The 17,959-nt window shown below is 66.9% G+C and carries 18 protein-coding genes; 9 read left to right on the plus strand and 9 right to left on the minus strand.

The window, feature by feature from the left end; translation table 11 throughout:
• The first annotated feature begins 5 nt into the window (after positions 1–5).
• Genes JY500_RS19890 through JY500_RS19910 form a run of 5 tightly spaced genes read left to right on the plus strand, consistent with a single transcriptional unit; the run spans position 6 to position 4,314 of the window.
• The gene (locus JY500_RS19890; protein ID WP_206254326.1) at positions 6–1,016 is read left to right on the plus strand and encodes an ABC transporter permease subunit; all 1,011 of its coding nucleotides are present in this window, start codon (positions 6–8) and stop codon (positions 1,014–1,016) included.
• Positions 1,013–1,882 carry an ABC transporter permease subunit gene (locus JY500_RS19895; RefSeq protein WP_206254327.1) on the plus strand — a complete coding sequence of 290 codons (870 nt, stop codon included), beginning with the start codon at positions 1,013–1,015 and terminating at the stop codon, positions 1,880–1,882. Before JY500_RS19890 ends, JY500_RS19895 begins: the two co-directional genes overlap by 4 nt.
• Positions 1,879–2,358, plus strand: coding sequence for a GNAT family N-acetyltransferase (locus JY500_RS19900; protein WP_206254328.1), 480 nt, complete (start codon positions 1,879–1,881; stop codon positions 2,356–2,358). The genes JY500_RS19895 and JY500_RS19900 overlap by 4 nt, the downstream gene beginning before the upstream one ends.
• Positions 2,345–3,346, plus strand: a complete 1,002-nt coding sequence (locus JY500_RS19905; RefSeq protein WP_206254329.1) for an oligopeptide/dipeptide ABC transporter ATP-binding protein — start codon at positions 2,345–2,347, stop codon at positions 3,344–3,346. The genes JY500_RS19900 and JY500_RS19905 overlap by 14 nt, the downstream gene beginning before the upstream one ends.
• Positions 3,343–4,314 (plus strand): dipeptide ABC transporter ATP-binding protein, encoded by a 972-nt coding sequence (locus JY500_RS19910; RefSeq protein ID WP_206254330.1) that lies wholly within the window; start codon positions 3,343–3,345, stop codon positions 4,312–4,314. The genes JY500_RS19905 and JY500_RS19910 overlap by 4 nt, the downstream gene beginning before the upstream one ends.
• Here the strand turns inward: JY500_RS19910 and metE are convergent.
• The gene (metE, locus tag JY500_RS19915) at positions 4,306–6,609 is read right to left on the minus strand and encodes a 5-methyltetrahydropteroyltriglutamate--homocysteine S-methyltransferase (protein ID WP_206254331.1); all 2,304 of its coding nucleotides are present in this window, start codon (positions 6,607–6,609) and stop codon (positions 4,306–4,308) included. The genes JY500_RS19910 and metE overlap by 9 nt on opposite strands.
• 143 nt (positions 6,610–6,752) lie before the next feature.
• On the opposite strand from metE, the gene JY500_RS19920 reads away from it, so the two are divergent.
• A complete protein-coding gene (locus JY500_RS19920) occupies positions 6,753–7,673 on the plus strand; it encodes a LysR family transcriptional regulator (RefSeq protein WP_206254332.1) in 921 nt (306 codons plus the stop codon).
• Positions 7,674–7,685: 12 nt separating this feature from the next.
• Here the strand turns inward: JY500_RS19920 and JY500_RS19925 are convergent, their stop codons facing one another.
• Both JY500_RS19925 and metK read right to left on the minus strand, forming a co-directional pair.
• Positions 7,686–8,057, minus strand: coding sequence for a hypothetical protein (locus JY500_RS19925; protein WP_172202527.1), 372 nt, complete (start codon positions 8,055–8,057; stop codon positions 7,686–7,688).
• Positions 8,058–8,247: 190 nt separating this feature from the next.
• Entirely contained in the window at positions 8,248–9,411 is a 1,164-nt protein-coding gene (gene metK / locus JY500_RS19930; RefSeq protein WP_172202526.1) for a methionine adenosyltransferase, read from the minus strand.
• Between the two features lie 203 nt (positions 9,412–9,614).
• Here metK and JY500_RS19935 point away from each other — a divergent pair, with 203 nt between their 5' ends.
• Positions 9,615–10,472: a lysophospholipid acyltransferase family protein gene (locus JY500_RS19935; RefSeq protein ID WP_206254333.1), complete on the plus strand. Its 858-nt coding sequence runs from the start codon at positions 9,615–9,617 to the stop codon at positions 10,470–10,472.
• Between the two features lie 19 nt (positions 10,473–10,491).
• Positions 10,492–11,367, plus strand: a complete 876-nt coding sequence (locus JY500_RS19940) for a lysophospholipid acyltransferase family protein (RefSeq protein WP_206254334.1) — start codon at positions 10,492–10,494, stop codon at positions 11,365–11,367.
• Here the strand turns inward: JY500_RS19940 and JY500_RS19945 are convergent.
• Positions 11,361–11,585, minus strand: a complete 225-nt coding sequence (locus JY500_RS19945; protein ID WP_206254335.1) for a hypothetical protein — start codon at positions 11,583–11,585, stop codon at positions 11,361–11,363. The genes JY500_RS19940 and JY500_RS19945 overlap by 7 nt on opposite strands.
• On the opposite strand from JY500_RS19945, the gene JY500_RS19950 reads away from it, so the two are divergent.
• Positions 11,570–12,169 (plus strand): GNAT family N-acetyltransferase, encoded by a 600-nt coding sequence (locus JY500_RS19950; RefSeq protein ID WP_206254336.1) that lies wholly within the window; start codon positions 11,570–11,572, stop codon positions 12,167–12,169. The genes JY500_RS19945 and JY500_RS19950 overlap by 16 nt on opposite strands.
• Here the strand turns inward: JY500_RS19950 and pelG are convergent.
• Genes pelG through JY500_RS19975 form a run of 5 tightly spaced genes read right to left on the minus strand, consistent with a single transcriptional unit; the run spans position 12,156 to position 17,952 of the window.
• Positions 12,156–13,526 (minus strand): exopolysaccharide Pel transporter PelG, encoded by a 1,371-nt coding sequence (gene pelG / locus JY500_RS19955; RefSeq protein ID WP_206254337.1) that lies wholly within the window; start codon positions 13,524–13,526, stop codon positions 12,156–12,158. The two genes, JY500_RS19950 and pelG, sit on opposite strands and share 14 nt — an antisense overlap.
• Position 13,527: 1 nt before the next feature.
• Positions 13,528–15,075 (minus strand): GT4 family glycosyltransferase PelF, encoded by a 1,548-nt coding sequence (gene pelF, locus JY500_RS19960; RefSeq protein WP_172202521.1) that lies wholly within the window; start codon positions 15,073–15,075, stop codon positions 13,528–13,530.
• Entirely contained in the window at positions 15,072–16,070 is a 999-nt protein-coding gene (locus JY500_RS19965) for a hypothetical protein (RefSeq protein ID WP_172202520.1), read from the minus strand. The genes pelF and JY500_RS19965 overlap by 4 nt, the downstream gene beginning before the upstream one ends.
• On the minus strand, positions 16,030–17,406 hold the full coding sequence (locus JY500_RS19970) for a PelD GGDEF domain-containing protein (protein WP_206254338.1): 1,377 nt from the start codon (positions 17,404–17,406) through the stop codon (positions 16,030–16,032). Before JY500_RS19970 ends, JY500_RS19965 begins: the two co-directional genes overlap by 41 nt.
• Entirely contained in the window at positions 17,407–17,952 is a 546-nt protein-coding gene (locus JY500_RS19975) for a penicillin-binding protein activator LpoB (RefSeq protein ID WP_172202518.1), read from the minus strand.
• Between the last annotated feature and the right edge of the window lie 7 nt (positions 17,953–17,959).

Consider the following 17,959-nt stretch of genomic DNA (forward strand, 5'->3'; position numbering starts at 1 on the left):
CGCCGATGCTCGCCTTCCTGTTCAAACGCCTCGCCGTCGTGATCCCGACCTTCCTCGGGATCACGCTGCTGGTCTTCTCGCTGATCCGCATGATCCCCGGCGATCCGGTCGAGGCGCTGTCGGGCGAGCGTGGCATGGAGCCGGAGCGCTATGCGCGGCTGATGCATGAGTTCGGGCTGGATCGGCCGCTGCCGGTGCAGTACGGCGAATTCGTATGGCGTGCGTTGCACGGTGATCTCGGCTTTTCGATCGTCAGCCACGAGCCGGTGCTGCGCGAGTTCCTCGACCGCTTCCCCGCCACTTTCGAGCTGGCGCTGTGCGCGATCCTGTTCGCGATGCTGATCGGCATCCCGGCCGGCATGCTCGCCGCGGTGAAGCGCAACACGCCGGTGGACTATGGCGTGATGGGCGTGTCGCTGGCCGGTTACTCGATGCCGATCTTCTGGTGGGCGCTGCTGCTGATCCTGTTCTTCTCGGTGCATCTGGGCTGGACGCCGGTGTCCGGGCGCCTCGACATCCTGTTCGATCCACCCAAGGTCACCGGGCTGATGCTGATCGATGCGTGGCTCTCGGGCGAGGAAGGGGCGTTCCGCTCAGCCGCCTCGCACCTGATTTTGCCGACCATCGCGCTCGGCACGATCCCGCTCGCCACGCTCGCGCGCATGACACGCAGCGCGATGCTCGAAGTGCTGCGCGAAGACTACATTCGCGCGGCGCGCGCGAAGGGGCTCTCGCCTTTCAGGGTGGTCGTAAAGCATGCGCTGCGCAACGCGCTGATCCCGGTCGTCACGGTGCTGGGTTTGCAGGTCGGCGTGCTGATGGGCGGCGCCGTGCTGACCGAAACCATCTTCGCCTGGCCGGGCATCGGCAAGTGGCTGATCGAAGCCATCCACCGCCGCGACTACCCGGTGGTGCAAGGCGGCATCCTGCTCACGGCCACCCTGGTGATCGTCGTGAACCTCGTCGTCGACCTGCTCTACGGCGTGATCAACCCGCGCATCAGGCATCCGCGATGAATCGCCCGACGCATCCGCTTCTTGAACTCTGGCGCGACTTCGCGCGCAACCCTGGCGCCGTGGGCGGCCTCGTCGTCGTGCTCGCGCTGCTGTTCTGCGCACTGTTCGCCGAAGTGCTGGCGCCACACTCGCCAATTGAGCAATACCGCGACGCGATACTCACGCCGCCCGCATGGGCCGAGGGCGGGCGAGCCGAGTTCCTGCTCGGCACCGACCCGGTCGGCCGCGATCTGCTCTCACGCCTGATCTTCGGGGCACGCCTGTCGCTCGGCATCGGCCTCGTGTCGGTGTCGCTGTCGCTCGGTTTCGGCATCCTGCTGGGCCTCGTCGCCGGCTTCTCGCGCGGCTGGGTCGGTACCGCGGTGATGCGGCTGATGGACATCCTGCTGGCGCTCCCCTCACTGCTGCTCGCCGTCGCGGTCGTCGCGGTGCTGGGGCCAGGCCTTATCAACGCGATGTACGCCATCGCCATCGTGCTGCTGCCGCACTACGTTCGCCTCACGCGCGCCGCGGTGGTCAGCGAACGCGACAAGGAATATGTGCAAGCCTCGCGCATCGCGGGCGCCGGCACGCTGCGGCTGATGTTCATCACGGTGCTGCCGAACTGCCTTGCGCCGCTGATCGTGCAGGCGACGCTGGGTTTCTCGACCGCGATCCTCGACGCTGCGGCACTCGGCTTCCTCGGCCTCGGCGCGCAGCCGCCAGCCTCCGAGTGGGGCGCGATGCTCGCCGGCGCGATGGAGTTCATCCAGTCCGCATGGTGGGTCGTCACCCTGCCCGGCATCGCGATCTTCGTCGCCGTGCTGGCCTTCAACCTGATGGGAGACGGGTTGCGCGACGCGCTCGACCCGAAGCTGAAACGATGAGCGAGGACAGGATTCGCTTGCGCCGCATGGCGCTGCTCGATGCACCGGCGGTCTCTGCACTCTCCGGCGAGCTGGGCTATCCGACTGAGACCGCCCGCATGATCGCGCGCCTCGCTGCAATTCTTGATCGCGAAGACCATGCCGCGTTCGTGGCAACCCGCGGCGACGCGATCCTTGGTTGGGGGCACGCCTTCGTGTGCCAGTTCGTCGAGAGCGATGCCTTCGTCGAGATCGGTGGGCTCGTGGTCGGTGAGGCCGCGCGCGGCCAAGGTGTAGGCAGCAAGCTGGTGGAGGCGATCGCGGGATGGGCGCGGACCCAAGGGGTAGCCGAAGTTCGGGTGCGATCGAACATCAAGCGCGGCCGCGCCCATGCCTTCTACAAATCGCGCGGCTTCGTCGAGACCAAGGCACAGCTGGTGTTCGCGCGGCCGTTGCTGCAGCCGGCGCAGGATGAGGCGAGCGATGGCGCTGCTTGAAGTGCGCCAGTTGCGGGTGGCGTTCGGCGCGGCGCGTCAGCCGCTGCACGCGGTCGACGGGCTTGACCTGACGCTGGAGGCCGGTGAAGTCGTGGGCCTCGTCGGCGAATCGGGCTCCGGCAAGAGCGTCGCGTCGCTCGCGCTGATGGGGCTGGTCGACGCGCCGGGCCGTGTCAGCGCCGAGCGGCTGGCCTTCGACGGCCGCGACCTGCTCGCGATGCGCGCGGCCGAACGCCGCCGCCTGCTGGGCCGTGACATCGCGATGGTGTTCCAGGACCCCAGTACCAGCCTGAACCCCTGCTTCACCGTCGGCGATCAGATCATCGAAACGCTCGCGGTACACGAAGGCGGTTCGCGGCGCAGCCTGCGCGCCCGCGCGCTGGAACTGCTGCAGCAAGTCGAGATTCCCGATGCCGCGCAGCGCCTCGATGCGTATCCGCACCAGCTCTCCGGCGGCATGAGCCAGCGCGTGATGATCGCGATGGCGATCGCCTGCAACCCGCGCCTGCTGATCGCCGATGAGCCAACGACCGCGCTGGATGTGACGGTGCAGGCCCAGGTACTGCAACTGCTGCTGCGCCTGCAACGCGAACGCGGCATGGCATTGCTGCTTATCACGCACGACCTTGCCGTGGTCTCGGAAGTGGCACAACGGGTGGTGGTGATGTACGCCGGGCAAGTGATGGAGACCGGCCCGGTGCCCGCGATCTTCACAGCGCCGCAGCATCCCTACACGCGCGCGCTGCTCGAAGCCCTGCCGGAACACAACCGCGGTGGCGAGCGCCTGCAGAGCTTGCCCGGCGTGGTGCCTGGGCAGTTCGACCGCCCCGCCGGCTGCCTGCTCGCGCCGCGCTGCCGATTTGCCGAAGCACGCTGCGCCGCCGAACGCCCTGCCCTCGTCACCAGCGGCGTCGGCACGGTGCGCTGCCATTTCCCGCTCGACGCTCAGGGCGCATCGCAAGGCCACACGGCCGAGGCGGCGCGATGAGCGAAATCCTGTTTGAAGCGCGCGATCTGAGCCGGCACTACCAAGTGCCGCAGGGGCTGTTCCGCGCCAAGGCGGTGGTACGTGCGCTCGATGGCGTGAGTTTTGGCGTCATGGCCGGCCACACGCTGGCGGTGGTCGGTGAGTCCGGCTGTGGCAAGAGCACGCTGGCGCGCCAGATCACGATGCTCGAAACGCCGACCGCCGGCACGCTGGTACTCGACGGCCACGACCTTGCTACTGCCTCTAAAGCCACACTGCGGCAACTGCGGCCGATGGTGCAGATGGTGTTCCAGAACCCCTATGCGAGCCTCAATCCGCGCAAACGCATCGGCAGCATCCTGGAAGAGCCGCTGAAGATACACACCACCTTCAATGCAGCAGAACGCGCCGACCGCGCACGGGCAATGATGGCCCGCGTCGGGCTTCGGCCTGAGCACTACGAGCGCTATCCGCACATGTTCTCGGGCGGGCAACGGCAGCGTTTGGCGATAGCGCGTGCGCTGATGACGCAGCCCAAGCTGGTGGTGGCCGACGAACCGGTTTCCGCGCTCGATGTGTCGATCCAGGCGCAGGTGCTCAACCTACTGATGGATCTGCAGGCAGAGACGAACGTCGCCTACGTGTTCATCTCGCACAACCTCGCGGTGGTCGAACACATTGCTGATGAAGTGATGGTGATGTACCTCGGCCGCGTTGTCGAACAAGGGCCGGCGAGAGCGGTGTTCGACACCGCGCTACACCCCTACACCCGCGCGCTGCTCGCCGCCACGCCGCGACTTGATCCGGCGGAACGTGGCGAACGCGCGATCGTGCGCGGCGAGCCGCCATCACCCCTCGCGCCGCCGCGCGGCTGCGCCTACGCCAGCCGTTGCCCGTTGGCGCAGGCGCGCTGCCGCGACGAAGCACCGCAGCTACGCGAGCTTGGCGGCCACCGTGTGGCCTGCCATTTCGCCGAAGCCTCAGGCTGAGACCGGCTCGCTCGCTGGCGCGCTGATGTGCTCAGCGAGCCGCGCACGCATCGCGTGTGCAGCGCGCACCATTGCAGCGAGCGCGGCTTCGGTTTCGGGCCAGCCGCGCGTCTTCAGACCGCAATCCGGGTTGACCCACAGCCGCCCGACCGGTACGACTGAACACGCTCGCTCGAGCAGATGCAGCATGTCAGCCTCCGACGGTATGCGCGGCGAGTGGATGTCGTAGACACCCGGCCCGATTTCGTTCGGATACTCGAACTCGCCGAAGGCATCGAGCAAGGCCATGTTGGAGCGCGAGGTCTCGATCGTGATTACGTCCGCATCCATCGCGGCAATCGCGGGCAACACGGTGTTGAATTCCGAGTAGCACATGTGGGTGTGGATCTGCGTCTCGTCGGCAACCCCGCCGGCCGCAAGGCCGAAGGCCTGCACCGCAGCCGCCAGTGCCGCACGCCAAGCGCTTTCCTTCAGCGGCAGGCCTTCGCGGAAGGCTGGCTCGTCGATCTGGATGATGCCGATGCCGGCGGCCTCGAGATCCAGCACCTCGGCGCGAATCGCCAGCGCAAGTTGTTTGAGCACCGCCTCGCGCGGCAGATCGTCGCGTACGAATGACCACTGCAGCATCGTCACTGGGCCGGTCAGCATGCCCTTCACCGGCTTCGCGGTCAGCGACTGTGCGTAGCGCGCGGTGTCGACGGTCATCGCTTCCGGCCGCCACACATCGCCGAAGATCAGCGGCGGCTTCACGCAACGCGAGCCGTAGCTCTGCACCCAGGCATGCTCGGTGAAGGCAAAGCCGCACAGCTTGTCGGCGAAGAACTCGACCATGTCGTTGCGCTCGGCTTCGCCGTGGACGAGCACATCGAACCCCAGCGCCTCCTGCCGCGCAATCGCATCGGCGATCGCCTCGCGCACGCCACCGAGGTAAGCCAGTTCGCCCAGCTCACGCCGCTTCCAGGCCGCCCGCAGCGCACGGATCGCTGGCGTCTGCGGGAATGAGCCGATCGTCGTGGTCGGCAGCAAGGGCAGCTGGAAGCGTTTGCGCTGCGCCGGCGCGCGTCGGGCATAGGGGCTCGCGCGCCGGGCCATCTCCGGGCGGATTGCGGCGACACGCTCGCGCACCGCGTTGACCTGAACCCGCGGCGAATGCTGGCGCGACTGGCACGCCGCACGTGCGACAGCCAGTTCAGCCGCGACCGCGTCAGCGCCGTGGTCCAGCGCGCGTGCAAGCACGGCGAGCTCCGCAAGCTTCTCGTCGGCGAAGGCAAGCCAGTTGCGCAGCTCCACATCGAGCCGCGTTTCCTGCTGCAGCGTGAGCGGCACATGTAGCAGCGAGCACGACGGCGCCAGCCACAACCGATCGCCCAAGCGCGCGTGCAGCGGCTGCAAGACGGCGAGCGCGGCGTCGAGATCGCAGCGCCAGACGTTGCGGCCATCGACGATGCCGGCGGAAAGCACCCAGTGGGCCGGCAGTCTCGGCAGGAAAGCCTGCACCTGCGCAGGGGCGCGCACGAGGTCGAGGTGCAAGCCGTCGATCGGCAGCTTGAGGATCACATCAGCATGCGCGCTGACGCTGTCGAAGTAAGTGGCGAGCAGGCGCTTGGGCCCCTGCGCGGCAAGGTGTGCGTACACCGGCGCGAAGGCCGCCAGCCAGTCTGCCGGCAACTCCAGCGCGAGGATCGGTTCGTCGATCTGCACCCACTCGACGCCGAGCCCTGCCAGTTCCGCCAGGAGGCTCGCGTAACACTCGGCCAGCTCCGCGGCGCGGGCCAGCAACCCATGGCCCGGCGTGGCGCTGCGCGAGAGGTAGAGAAAACTCAGCGGCCCGATCAGCACCGGCTTGGGCGCATGGCCGAGGGCCTGCGCTTCGCGCACTGCGGCCAGCAGCACCGATGCGTCGAGCCGGAAGGGCGTATCGGCCTCAATCTCGGGTACGAGATAGTGGTAGTTGGTGTCAAACCACTTGGTCATGTCGAGCGCGGGCTGCGATGGCGTGCCGCGGGCCAGCGCAAACACGGCGTCGAGGCGGTTGCCCAGCTCACCGAAACGGGCCGGCGTGGCGCCAAACATGCGTGCGTGGTCCAGCATCGGGTCGTAGAAGCTGAAGTCGCCGACGGTAACGCGAGTGAGGCCCGCGTTCTGTTGGCGCTGCCAGTTCGCCGTGCGCAGGCGAGCGCCACAGGCTTCGAGCGCGGCAACATCGGTTTCGCCGCGCCAGCAGGCCTCAAGCGCGAACTTGAGCTCGCGCTGAGCGCCAATGCGCGGATATCCAAGGGTGTGAATCGTTGTCATGCGGAGCCTCCGGGCTGCGTGCCCGCCGGAATCGGTCGGGCGCATCAATATCGTGTTGGGTCATGCAGTCTCGGGCGCGGCCGCACATTCATCAATCGCAAGTTTTTCCGATAGACTTGAATACAATTCATACGGAGGACGCCATGCTGGAGCTCCGCCATCTGCGTTCCCTGATTGCGATTGCCGACAGCGGCAAGCTGGCCAGCGCCGCCGAGCGCGTGCATCTGACCCAATCCGCGCTGTCGCATCAGATCCGCAACGTCGAGGCACACTTCGGCATGGCCTTGTTCCAGCGCACGCCGGGCGGCTTGCGCTTTACCGCGGCTGGCGAGCGCCTGCTGCGGCTGGCGCGCGAGACCATCGCTGCAGTGGGCGAAGCGGAGCGCGATCTGATGCGCCTGCGCGACGATCAGCGCGGGCAATTGCGCATCGTGCTCGAGTGCCACACCTGCTTCGACTGGCTGATGCCCGTGATGGATGAATTCCGGCGCCGTTGGCCGGAAGTGGAAGTCGATCTGGTGGCGGGTTTCCATGCCGACCCGATGGGCCTGCTCGATGCGGACCAGGCGGATCTGGTGATCGGCGCGGCGCCCACACCGCGACGCGGCCGCGTCACCGCACCGCTGTTCCGCTTCGAGATTCTCGCGGTGCTGCCGAACGACCATCGCCTGCGCAGCAAGCGCCGTTTGAGCGCCGAGGACTTCGTCGGCGAGACGCTGATTACCTACCCGGTGCCCGAAGAACGCATCGATCTGATCCGCCAGGTCTTGCAGCCGGCCGGCGTGCACCTGGAACGCCGGACGACCGAGCTGACGGTGGCGATCATGCAGCTAGTGGCAAGTCGGCGAGGTATCGCCGCGCTACCGAACTGGGGCGTGAAGAACTATGTTGATTACCAGTACGTCACCGCAAAACCGATCGGGCCGAACGGATTGTGGTCGGAGCTGCACGCCACCGCGCTGGCACCGCTGATGCAGCGCCCGTTTGCGCAGGACATGCTCGCGATCATCCGCGAACGCTGCGCCGCGACGCTGGACGGCATCGCATTGATCGACGCGGGCTGACGGCGGGCCGGCTCAGGCCGGGCTGGCGCAGAAGGCGTCGAGCTCCGCTGCGGTCAGCGGATCCAGATCCATATTCGGCAGTTCGTCGCTGATGCGCGCCGTGAGCTCTTCGCGGCTGCCGAAGAGCACCAGTTCCCCAGGCAGCACACAAGCGTGCAGCAGTGGGTCGCCCACACTGACGACACGCCAGCGCTTGCCGACGCGCTGCGGCGTCAGCTGGATCAGGTGCCCCTTCGGGTCGTCGATCTCCTTGAACCCGGTAACCCGTTCGCCATCGGTTGCCTGCACGAACAGACCACCCAATCCGCCAAGGATTGTCTGGGCAATCCCGTGATGTCTTCCAGGCGGTAACAGCACACCACTGACAGGCATCGCTACATCCATGATCGCCTCCTTCCTGCACGGGCACGATCGAGCTACCCAGCAGGCTTTCAGTGTATGCGCTGCAACATTTCAGACCTAGGTGTGCACACCCAAATCCACGTCAACTAATGCACACCAGTGTTGCTGCAATGCAAAAAGGCGGGCTGTCTCTCGACAGCCCGCCTCGTGCGGTAGAAGCTGGGCGTTTGGCTTAGCGGCCCGCTTCGGCGCGAAGCGCCTCGGCCTTGTCGGTCGCTTCCCAGGTGAATTCCGGCTCGTCGCGGCCGAAATGGCCGTAGGCGGCGGTCTTCTGGTAGATCGGGCGCAGCAGATCCAGCATCTGGATGATGCCTTTCGGGCGCAGGTCGAAATGCTCCTGCACCAGCTTGGCGATCTGGTCGTCCGGAATCACGCCGGTGCCTTCGGTGTAGACCGTCACGTTGATCGGCTTGGCGACGCCGATCGCGTACGACAGCTGAACCTGGCACTGACGTGCCAGGCCGGCGGCAACGATGTTCTTCGCGACGTAACGCGCCGCGTAGGCGGCCGAGCGGTCAACCTTGGTCGGATCCTTGCCCGAGAAGGCGCCACCACCGTGCGGACAAGCGCCGCCGTAGGTATCGACGATGATCTTGCGGCCAGTCAGGCCGCAATCGCCCTGCGGGCCGCCGATGACGAAACGGCCGGTCGGGTTGACCAGGTACTTGGTGTCCTTCAGCAGCTCGGCCGGGATCACCGCCTTGATGATGTCCTCGATCACTGCCTCGCGGATCATCTCCTGGGTGATGTCCGGCGAGTGCTGGGTGGACAGCACCACGGTGTCGATCGAATGCGGCTTGCCATCGACGTAGCGGAACGTGACCTGGCTCTTCGCATCCGGACGCAGCCAGGGCAGGCGACCATCCTTGCGCAGCTCAGACTGGCGCTGCACCAGGCGGTGTGCGTAGAAGATCGGCGCCGGCATCAGTTGCGGCGTTTCGTCGCAGGCGTAGCCGAACATCAGGCCCTGGTCGCCGGCACCGGTATTCAGGTGGTCGTCCGACGCATGGTCCACGCCCTGTGCGATGTCCGGGCTCTGCTTGTCGTAGGCCACCAGCACCGCACAACCCTTGTAGTCGATACCGTACTCGGTGTTGTCGTAGCCGATGCGCTTGATCGTGTCACGCGCGACCTGGATGTAGTCGACGTTCGCATGCGTCGTGATCTCGCCGGCCAGCACTACGAGGCCGGTGTTGCACAGCGTCTCGGCGGCAACGCGCGCGTAGCGGTCCTGCGTGAAGATCGCATCGAGGATGGCGTCCGAGATCTGGTCGGCCACCTTGTCCGGGTGGCCTTCCGAGACGGACTCGGAAGTGAAGAGGAAGTCTTGGCTCATGGCGCGCTCCAAATGAAAAAACCCCGTTGCTGCCGTCGCGGCCGGCTCCGGGGTTTCGAGCGGGCGACGCTTTAGCAGAATTTTCGAAGCCTGCGACAGGCCCCGGCCCGCCCTGCAAGTTGTCGGTTTAACTCGGCGGATCGGCTATTATCCCTCGGGCCCGAAAGCCCGGTCAAACGCCGACCGGGTTCCCACCTTCCGCAATGAACACCTTCTTCCGCCTGCTCGGCCATCTTCCGCTCTTATTGCTGCACTGGCTCGGTGCCGGCGTCGGCCTGCTCGTGTGGGCCGTATCCGGCCGTTACCGCCGCACGCTCGCCGCCAACCTCGCCCAGGCGCTGGGTCGCCCTTCGCACCTTGGCGAGTGCCTCGCCAACGCGATCGAGGCCGGCAAAGGCGCATTCGAGACCGCATGGGTGTGGATCCGTCCGCAGACCACGCTGGCCCGCGCGGTGCGCACCACGGCGCGCTGGCAGGCGGTGCTCGACGCGCAGGGGGCCGGCCGCGGCATCGTGTTCGTGACCCCGCATCTGGGTTGCTTCGAGATTTCGGCGCAGTACTTCGCCGCCGTGGCCGCGCCGATCACCGTACTCTTCCGCCGCCCGCGCAAGGCGGTGCTCGCACCCCTGATGGACGCCGGGCGCAACCGCGGCCGCATGCGCGCAGTACCTGCCGATGCGGCGGGGGTGCGCCAGCTGCTCAAGTCGCTGCGCGCCGGCGAGGCGATCGGCATCCTGCCCGATCAGGTGCCACGCGAAGGCGAAGGCATCTGGGCGCCCTTCTTCGGCCGGCCGGCCTACACCATGACGCTGGCCGCGCGCTTCATCGGCAGCAACGGTGCGCCGGCCTTCCTTGCCTTCGCCCGCCGGCTACCCTGGGGTCGTGGCTTTGAGCTCGACTGCGCGCCGATCGAACTGCCGGAAGGCCCCGCCGAAGTGCGCGTGGCAGCACTCAACGCGGCCCTCGAACGCACGATCCTGACATGCCCTGCGCAGTACCTTTGGGGCTACAACCGCTACAAATGCCCGCCCGGTGTGACCCCGCCGGCGAGCCAAACATGAAAGACCGGGGGACCAACCGATGAGCCGACTCGTCGTCGCTTTCCTGTGGCTGTTCCATTGGCTGCCGCTGCCGCTGCAGGCGGCGTGCGGAAACGTACTCGGATGGCTGCTCTACTGGCTCGTCGTGCCACGCCGACGCGTGGTGCAGACCAACCTGCGGCTGTGCTTTCCGCAGATGTCGCAGGTGGAGCGTTCGCGGCTTGCCCGCGCACACTTCATGTACGTCGCACGCAGCTTTCTCGAACGTGGCGTGCTTTGGTTTGCGCCTGCCGAGCGCATCCGCCGGCTGGTGCGCGTGGAAGGCCTCGAACACCTCAAAGGCGTGATCGACAGCGGCACGCCCGCAATCCTGCTGGTGCCTCATTTCTGCGCGCTGGACGCCGCCGGCACCCGGCTGGCGACGGAGGTGAACTGGGTCAGCATCTATTCGGCGCAGAAGAACAAGGTGCTGGAGCACTGGCTGCTGCATGGCCGCACGCGCTTCGGCCAGCAGGTGCTGTTCTCGCGCCAGGAGGGCGTACGGCCGGTGATCAAGAAGTTGCGCGAAGGCGGCTATGGCTTCTTCTATCTGCCTGACCAGGACTTCGGGCCGCGCGATTCGATCTTCGTGCCCTTCTTCGGCGTACAGGCGGCCACCGTGCCGGGGCTGCCGCGCATCGCCCGGATGGCGCGGGCGCAAGTGCTCAGCGGCATCACCCGCATGCTGCCCTGGGGCAAGGGCTACGAGCTGACCATCGGCGCACCGTGGCAGGATTTTCCCAGCGACGACGAATACGCCGACACGCTACGCATGAACCAGGAGCTGGAGCGTCATGTACTGACCATGCCGGCGCAGTACTACTGGGTGCACAAGCGCTTCAAGACGCGCCCGGAAGGCGAAGCGGGCTTTTACTGATCCGCTGGCGTGTCGCGCGCGACGAGGCGCCGGATGGCGAGCGGAATCGCCGCGCTGCCGGCCAATGCAACGGCCGACACCGCCAGCGCCAGCGCAGCGCCGTCGGCGCCGAGCCAGCCCGGCGCTTGCCACAGCCCAAGCGCGCCAAGCCCCGCGGCCAGCCCGCACGCGAGCGCCGCCAACAGCATCAGCAGAGGCATCCATGGCAGAGATGACATGCCCCGATTCTGACATGCCGCTGGCGCACAACCGCTGGATCAGCCTGCGCCCCCCGCTGCCGGACGATCTGCCCGCGCTGTTGCTTGCGCTCAAGCACAGCCGGCGCCTGCACCACCCCTGGGTACGCGTGGATACCAGCGAAACGGCGCTGACCCGCTGGGTGGCGCGCAGTGCGGATGCGGACTTCCAGAGCTTCGTCGCGTTCGATCGCACAACCGGCGCGCCGGCGGCGGTCTTCAACCTCAGCCAGATCTTCTACGGCCCGTTCTGCAACGCCTACCTCGGCTACTACGCGCTGGCGCCCTACCTGGGCCACGGCTGGACGCGCGCGGCGCTGCCGCTGCTGCTCAAGTGCGCGTTCGGCGCGCTCAAGCTGCACCGCATCGAAGCCAACATCCAGCCGGGCAACCTCGCATCGATCGCGTTGGTGGAAGGCGGCGGCTTTCGGCGCGAAGGCTTCTCGCCGCGCTACCTGAAGATCGGCGGCCGCTGGCGCGACCATCTGCGCTACGCGATCACGGCGGAGGATTGGCGCGGCCAGCGCGCCGGGCCACGCGCGCCGACACCGCTCACTGCAGCATGAAGGTTTCGTATTCGAGCCGATCGAGCCGGCGATCGAGCATCACCAGGCCTGCCGCCAGCGCGATCAGTGTTGCCAACGCGTAACCGTAGCCGTAGTAAGGCGCACCCAGGCGCAGCGTGAGCGCGGTGAGGGCAAGGTTGCTGACGAGGAACACGCCGCACAGCCACAGGATGATGCGACGCTGGTCGAGGTAGAAGAACACGTTGAGTAGCGCCAGCAAGCCCACCTGCAGGCTCGCGCCGACCGTCTGGATGTAGAACAGCGACAGGTAGAGTTCGGAGATGCCCAGTGCGCGCAACGCGGCAGGGCCGGCGACCAGCGCAACCAGCACCGCAATCGTCTGGATCTTGGCGATCTCGAGCAGCCCCTGCCGGATCGCGTAGAGCATCTCGTCGCGCATCGTTTCGATGTACTCCAGCGAACCGCCGCTGCGCACCGCCTCGTAGAAGCGGTCGTAGTACTCGACGAAATCCGTCTCGATGCGGACCAGGAATACCGCCATGCCGGGGATGATGAACAGGTAGGCCATGAACACCGGCAGGTCGTAGATCACCGACGCACGCAGCGGGCCGATGATCACGTCGGAGGTATAGGGGAAGAACCAGAACATGAACTTGTCCGCCCACACGCCAACGTTGTAGAGCAGCCCGATCCACATCAGCGAGGGGTAGCGCGACTCGCGCCGTGCGAACTCGAACGACACCAGCTGCGGCGAGCGAAAGTCCCACGCGGTGAGCATCCACATGCCCACCAGCATGACGAACTGGCCGAAGACGAAACCCGCCAGCAAGCCATTGAGCCCCCACGGCCGCGCGAGCAGTGCAGACGCCACCACGATGCCGTAGCCCACGGCGTACAGCGCGACGATCTGGCGGTACATCTTCAGCCCGCTGAGCAGGATCGTCGCGATCCAGATACCGCACATCAACGCGAAGCCCGCCAGCATCAGCACGCGGTACACCACCGCGAGGCCGGAAAACAGCGTGAGCGCCAGCAGCATGCCGACCGCGCCGGCGGCCATCAGCGTCACAAGCAAGATACCGTTGAGGTTGGAGAAAACCAGCGTGTCCTTGTGCTCGAACAGGCGATCCGACACGAAGCGGGTGAAGGCAAGCTGCAAGGCGCCGGTGAAGATCAACGACGCGGAGATCAGGTAGGTCACCGATACCTGGAACTGCGTGACGAGGAAGTTCGGCACCACCACGGCATGAGACAGCATGCCGACGATCAGGATACCGACGATGGACAGCACCCACGGGCCGGAGCCGATCACCCCCGCATAGGCATAGGCCTGCAGGATGCCGAGCAGATTGTCCTTGCGCAGCAGCTTGCGCAGCTCGAATCCGATCCCCGCCATGTCAGCTTGCCACCCCCGGCGCGACCGGGCTGCGCGCCAGCGCCTCGAGATAGACCTCGCGATAGCGGCCGAACATCAGCTCATCGGTGTAGTAGCGCTCGACCCGCGCGATGCCCGCCGCCTGGGCCGACTGCCATGCCTCTGGTTGCAGCAGTTCGATTGCCGCCTCGGCCAGCGCCTGCGGATCGGCGATGCCGACCACCCGGCCCGCCGCGCCCAGCGCACGGTCGTCCTCGTCCAGCCCGTACACCAGCTGGCGGCAGGATCCGACATCGGTCGCCAGCGTCGGCACGCCGGCGGCGTAGCCTTCGAGGATCACCAGCGGCAGCGCTTCGGAGATGGAGGACAACACCACGAGGCCGATCTTGGGCATCAGCTCATCGATCTTCTGGAAGCCGAGGAACTTGAGGTTGTCCTCCAGCCCGAGGCTCGCCACCAGATCACGGCATTCCTGCGCATAGCCCGGATCTTCGTCCTCCGGGCCGGCGATCCAGCCCTGCACTTCCGGCAGGCGGTTGGCGACGATACGCATGGCGCGGATGAAGGTCTTGATGTCCTTGATCGGTACCACGCGGCCGATCAGGCACAGCACTGGCGGCACACCGGGCGCACGCTTCTCGCGCAGCGCCGCCATGCGCTTCACCGCGACACCGTTCGGGATGTTGCGCGTGCGGGCGGGCTCGGCGCCATCGGTGATCTGGCGCAGCCGGTTCGTTTCGTACAGCGCGATGATCGGGTCGGCGGCGTCGTAGCACAGCCGCCCGAGCCATTCGAAGAAGCGGATCCACATCGTGCGGAAGTACGACAGCTCCGACGGATCGCGCTGGAACACGTTGCGGTTATCCTGGATCCACTCGCTCTGATACAGGTCGATCTTGCGTTCCTTCGTATAGATGCCGTGTTCGGACAGGATCAAGGGCAGCCCGCGCGAGCGCGCGAGCAAGGCGCCGAGAAAGCCCGCATAGCCGGTGGACACCGAATGCAGTGCGCGCACCGGGATCAGGTCCTTGGCGACGCGAGCCAGCATCCACAGCGGCTGATGCATGATCCGCACCGTCCAGAAGTAGTCGACGAAGCTCGGGTCGGTGCAGAAGCGGCGGTAGCTCGACGTGATGACGCCCCAGGCCTGTTCCGAGTGCAGGAAGTCGTCGAGCGGCAGGCAGCCGCCGGGCGCCAGCTCCGGCGCCAGTGCGGCAAACGCGGACAGGTCTCGCGCGCCATGCTGGCGGAAGGTCTCGTGCAGCATCATCACCCGCGCGAACGCGGCCGGGTCACCCTTGCTGGGCTTGACCTCGATGCCGTGACGCACCAGATCGTCGTGCATGAAGTGCGTCTCGACATGCACGACGTTGTCGGGCAGCGCGTACTTCGGCGCGCCGTAGTCACTGCGGCGGCTGCCGAGAAACACGATCGCGAAGCGGATCTCGGGGAAGGCCCGGATGATCTGGTTCACCCAGCTCGACACGCCGCCTGACACAAACGGAAAGGTGCCTTCAAGCAGCAAGGCAACGTCGGCGGAGTCGGCCTTCGGGAACACCGGCTCGCTCATGCCGCCCCCCAGAAGCGCAGCAGCGGCTCGAGGCGCGCGACGCTGCGGAAGTCGCGCAAGCCGCCGAGCAGCCGGATCACTTCGCGGTAGTCATGTCGCTCGAAGGCAAGCTCCGCCAGGTAAGGCACCACGCGCGGCGGCGGAATGCCCAGCTCGGCGGCCCGCCGGTAGGCGGCCTCGGCCTCATCGGCGCGTTTGAGCTCATGCAGCAGATGGCCGTGGCGCAGATGCAGGCCGGCGTCGGCGGTTTCGCTCAGCGCCTCTTCAAGGTAACGCAGGGCTTCGCCGGCAGCGTGGCGTCGCAGGTCGCCCTGCACCAGCCCCTGATAGACGAGTTCCCAGTAAAGCGTGGAGAGCTGCTGTGCAGCGCGTTGCCTCGCGCCGGCGTCATCCGCGGCGGCGAGGTATTCGGCGCGTGCCGTCTGGATCTGTGCGTTGAGCTTCTTTTCGCGGGTTTCCAGCATGCCGTAGGCAAGCAGACGCAGGTCCTCGCTTGAGTCGCCCAGCAGGTCGCGCAGCACCGGGCTGGAGAACTGCGCCGGCGCGTTCTGCAGCGCCACCAGTGCCTTCAGGCGTTGGTCGACTGGCGCACGGTCGTTGTTGAGAAACTGGCGCAGGCCAGCCTGGCGGAAGGCGGTGGCATCGCGCCGCTCATGCGGGTCGAGCGCCGGCAACGCAACCTTGTTGAAGCGCCGCCGGGCCCGCAGCGCGGGCATCAACGGCAGCGCGAACAGGCCAACACCGATGCCGACGAAGCCGAGCACCGGGATGCAGGCGCTCAGCGCGAAGAACAACAGCCACACCGCCACGCGTGGTCGCGCAAAGTCCGCCGGCACCATCAGCAGCGCAAGGCTTGCCAGCACTGCGCTGGCACCGGAATGGGTCAGCATGAAGCCGATGAACGCGAGATCCGTTTGCCGCCCGGCCTCGAACATCTGCGCCCAGGCGCCGAGTTCAAGCAGAACGGCGTAGATCGCGAGCTTGATCTGCGACATCGCAGGCCTCCAGCACATGGGCGAGCAGTTCGCTCGCAGCCGCATCGCCGATCCGCCACGAGCGGCTGCGGATACCCGCCGCATCGAGGCCGATACCACGATCGTTCTCGATCCAGCGCGACAGCCGCGCGAGGTAGCCGTCCACCGCCTCGCTGCCGGCGAGCGGCATCACCACCAGCAGCGCACTCGGCTGATCCAGCGCACCCCGCACCAGCCACGACACATCGAGCGCGCGGCGCTGCCGCGCCACCGCCTCGGGCAGATCGCTCTGATCCGGGTTGGGCGCGAAGCTCAGCGCCACCAGCATGCTCGGCACCGCCGATTCGACCCGCAGGCGGATCAGGCGTTGCAGTTCAAGCGCAAAGGGCTGCGGACAATCCGGCCAGATGCGCGTGAGTTCGCTCACCAGCTGGGTGCTGGACAGGTCGTCACCGTAGAAACCCAGCATCAGGTTGAGCATCTGCAGGGTTTCCTCCTGCAGCGCGAAGAAGGGCATCGCGTGCACCAACATCAGCGCATGCACCTCGCCGCGCGCATCGCTGACCGGTGCCACCGCAATGTAGCGGCTGTCGAGCCGCTCCGGCAGGCTTTCGATCGCGACGTGGACCAGCACGCGCACACGCTCGGCGTGCCGCACCAACGGATCGTCGACGACGACCTCGAATGCCTCGCCGAGAAACACCGCTTCCGCTGCGCTCGGCTTTCCATTTCGCAGCGGCACCAGCGCTGCGCGGTCCACCTGACAATACTGGGCCGTCAGGCGCAGGAATTCACTCGCGGCCGGCAACGCCTGCCCTGCTTGCGCCTGCCCGACCAGCGCACGCAGCCCAGTCAGCGCATCACGCATCGACACCGGGCGCGACAGCAGTTCCTGCTCCAGCCGGTCGTGCGAGAGGCGCAGCAGATAGTGGTTGCGCGTTAGCCCGTCGAGCCGTTCGTCGAGGTAGTCCTGCATCGACTCCGCGCGGCGCACCCGGCCGCGCCAGACGGACGAGAACTCGGCGGCCAGCATCACCGTAATCAATCCACCGAGGAAATACGATTTCGGCAGCGCGTTCCAGCCCGTGCCGTAGCCAATCAGCCCGAACCAGAGCAGGAACACCATGGCGGCACCGAGCAGACCGACCATCGGGCCGTAACGCAGCGCCAGCACCAGGGGCGCGAGCCAGATCCACGGAAACTCTTCACGCGCGAAGAAGGGGTCGGCGGGGTTCAGCCATACCCCAAGTGCTACGGCCACCCCGGGCAGCAGCAGGATCTCGACGGCGGCCGAATAGCCGACCCGGTAGGGGGCGAGCAGTCTGCGGAGCCTGCCGAACAACGGGCGCAAGGGCATTCAGCGTGCGCGCAGGGCCGGCGAGATCAGATCGCGCATGAGCTTTTGCGCCACGCCGGCAAGGGACTCACGGCTCCAGCCACTCTTTGCGCCGACCGACGACCACACGACACGCCCGTCAGCGACGTCGATCACCTGCACCGACACGCCCACCACCGGCTCGCCATCCACCCCGACCTTGTAACGCCACTCATGCACCGTGCCACTCAGTGCATAGCGCGCCTCCTGGCCGCGCGCCCATTCGAGCGCCTTGTCGCGTGATGCACCCTGCCCCGGTTCGAGCAGGCTGTCGTCCTCCAGGCGTTCCGGATAGCTGCGCACATCGGCCACGCCAAGGCTGGGCATCAGTGCCGCCGCCAGGCTGGCGGCGCGCTGACCGGCGAGCGGGGTTTCGGTGGCGTTGGCGAAGGGCAGCACCGCCCAGCGTGCATCGCGGGCGAAATTGGCCGGGGGCGCGTTATCCAGGGTGGCGCATCCGGACGCGAGCAGCGCGGCGCCCAAGGCCACGACACGCGCAAAGTGGCCGAACAAACCTGTAGCCCTCATGTAAGCC

The organism is Niveibacterium microcysteis (assembly GCF_017161445.1).
GTDB lineage: Bacteria > Pseudomonadota > Gammaproteobacteria > Burkholderiales > Rhodocyclaceae > Niveibacterium > Niveibacterium microcysteis.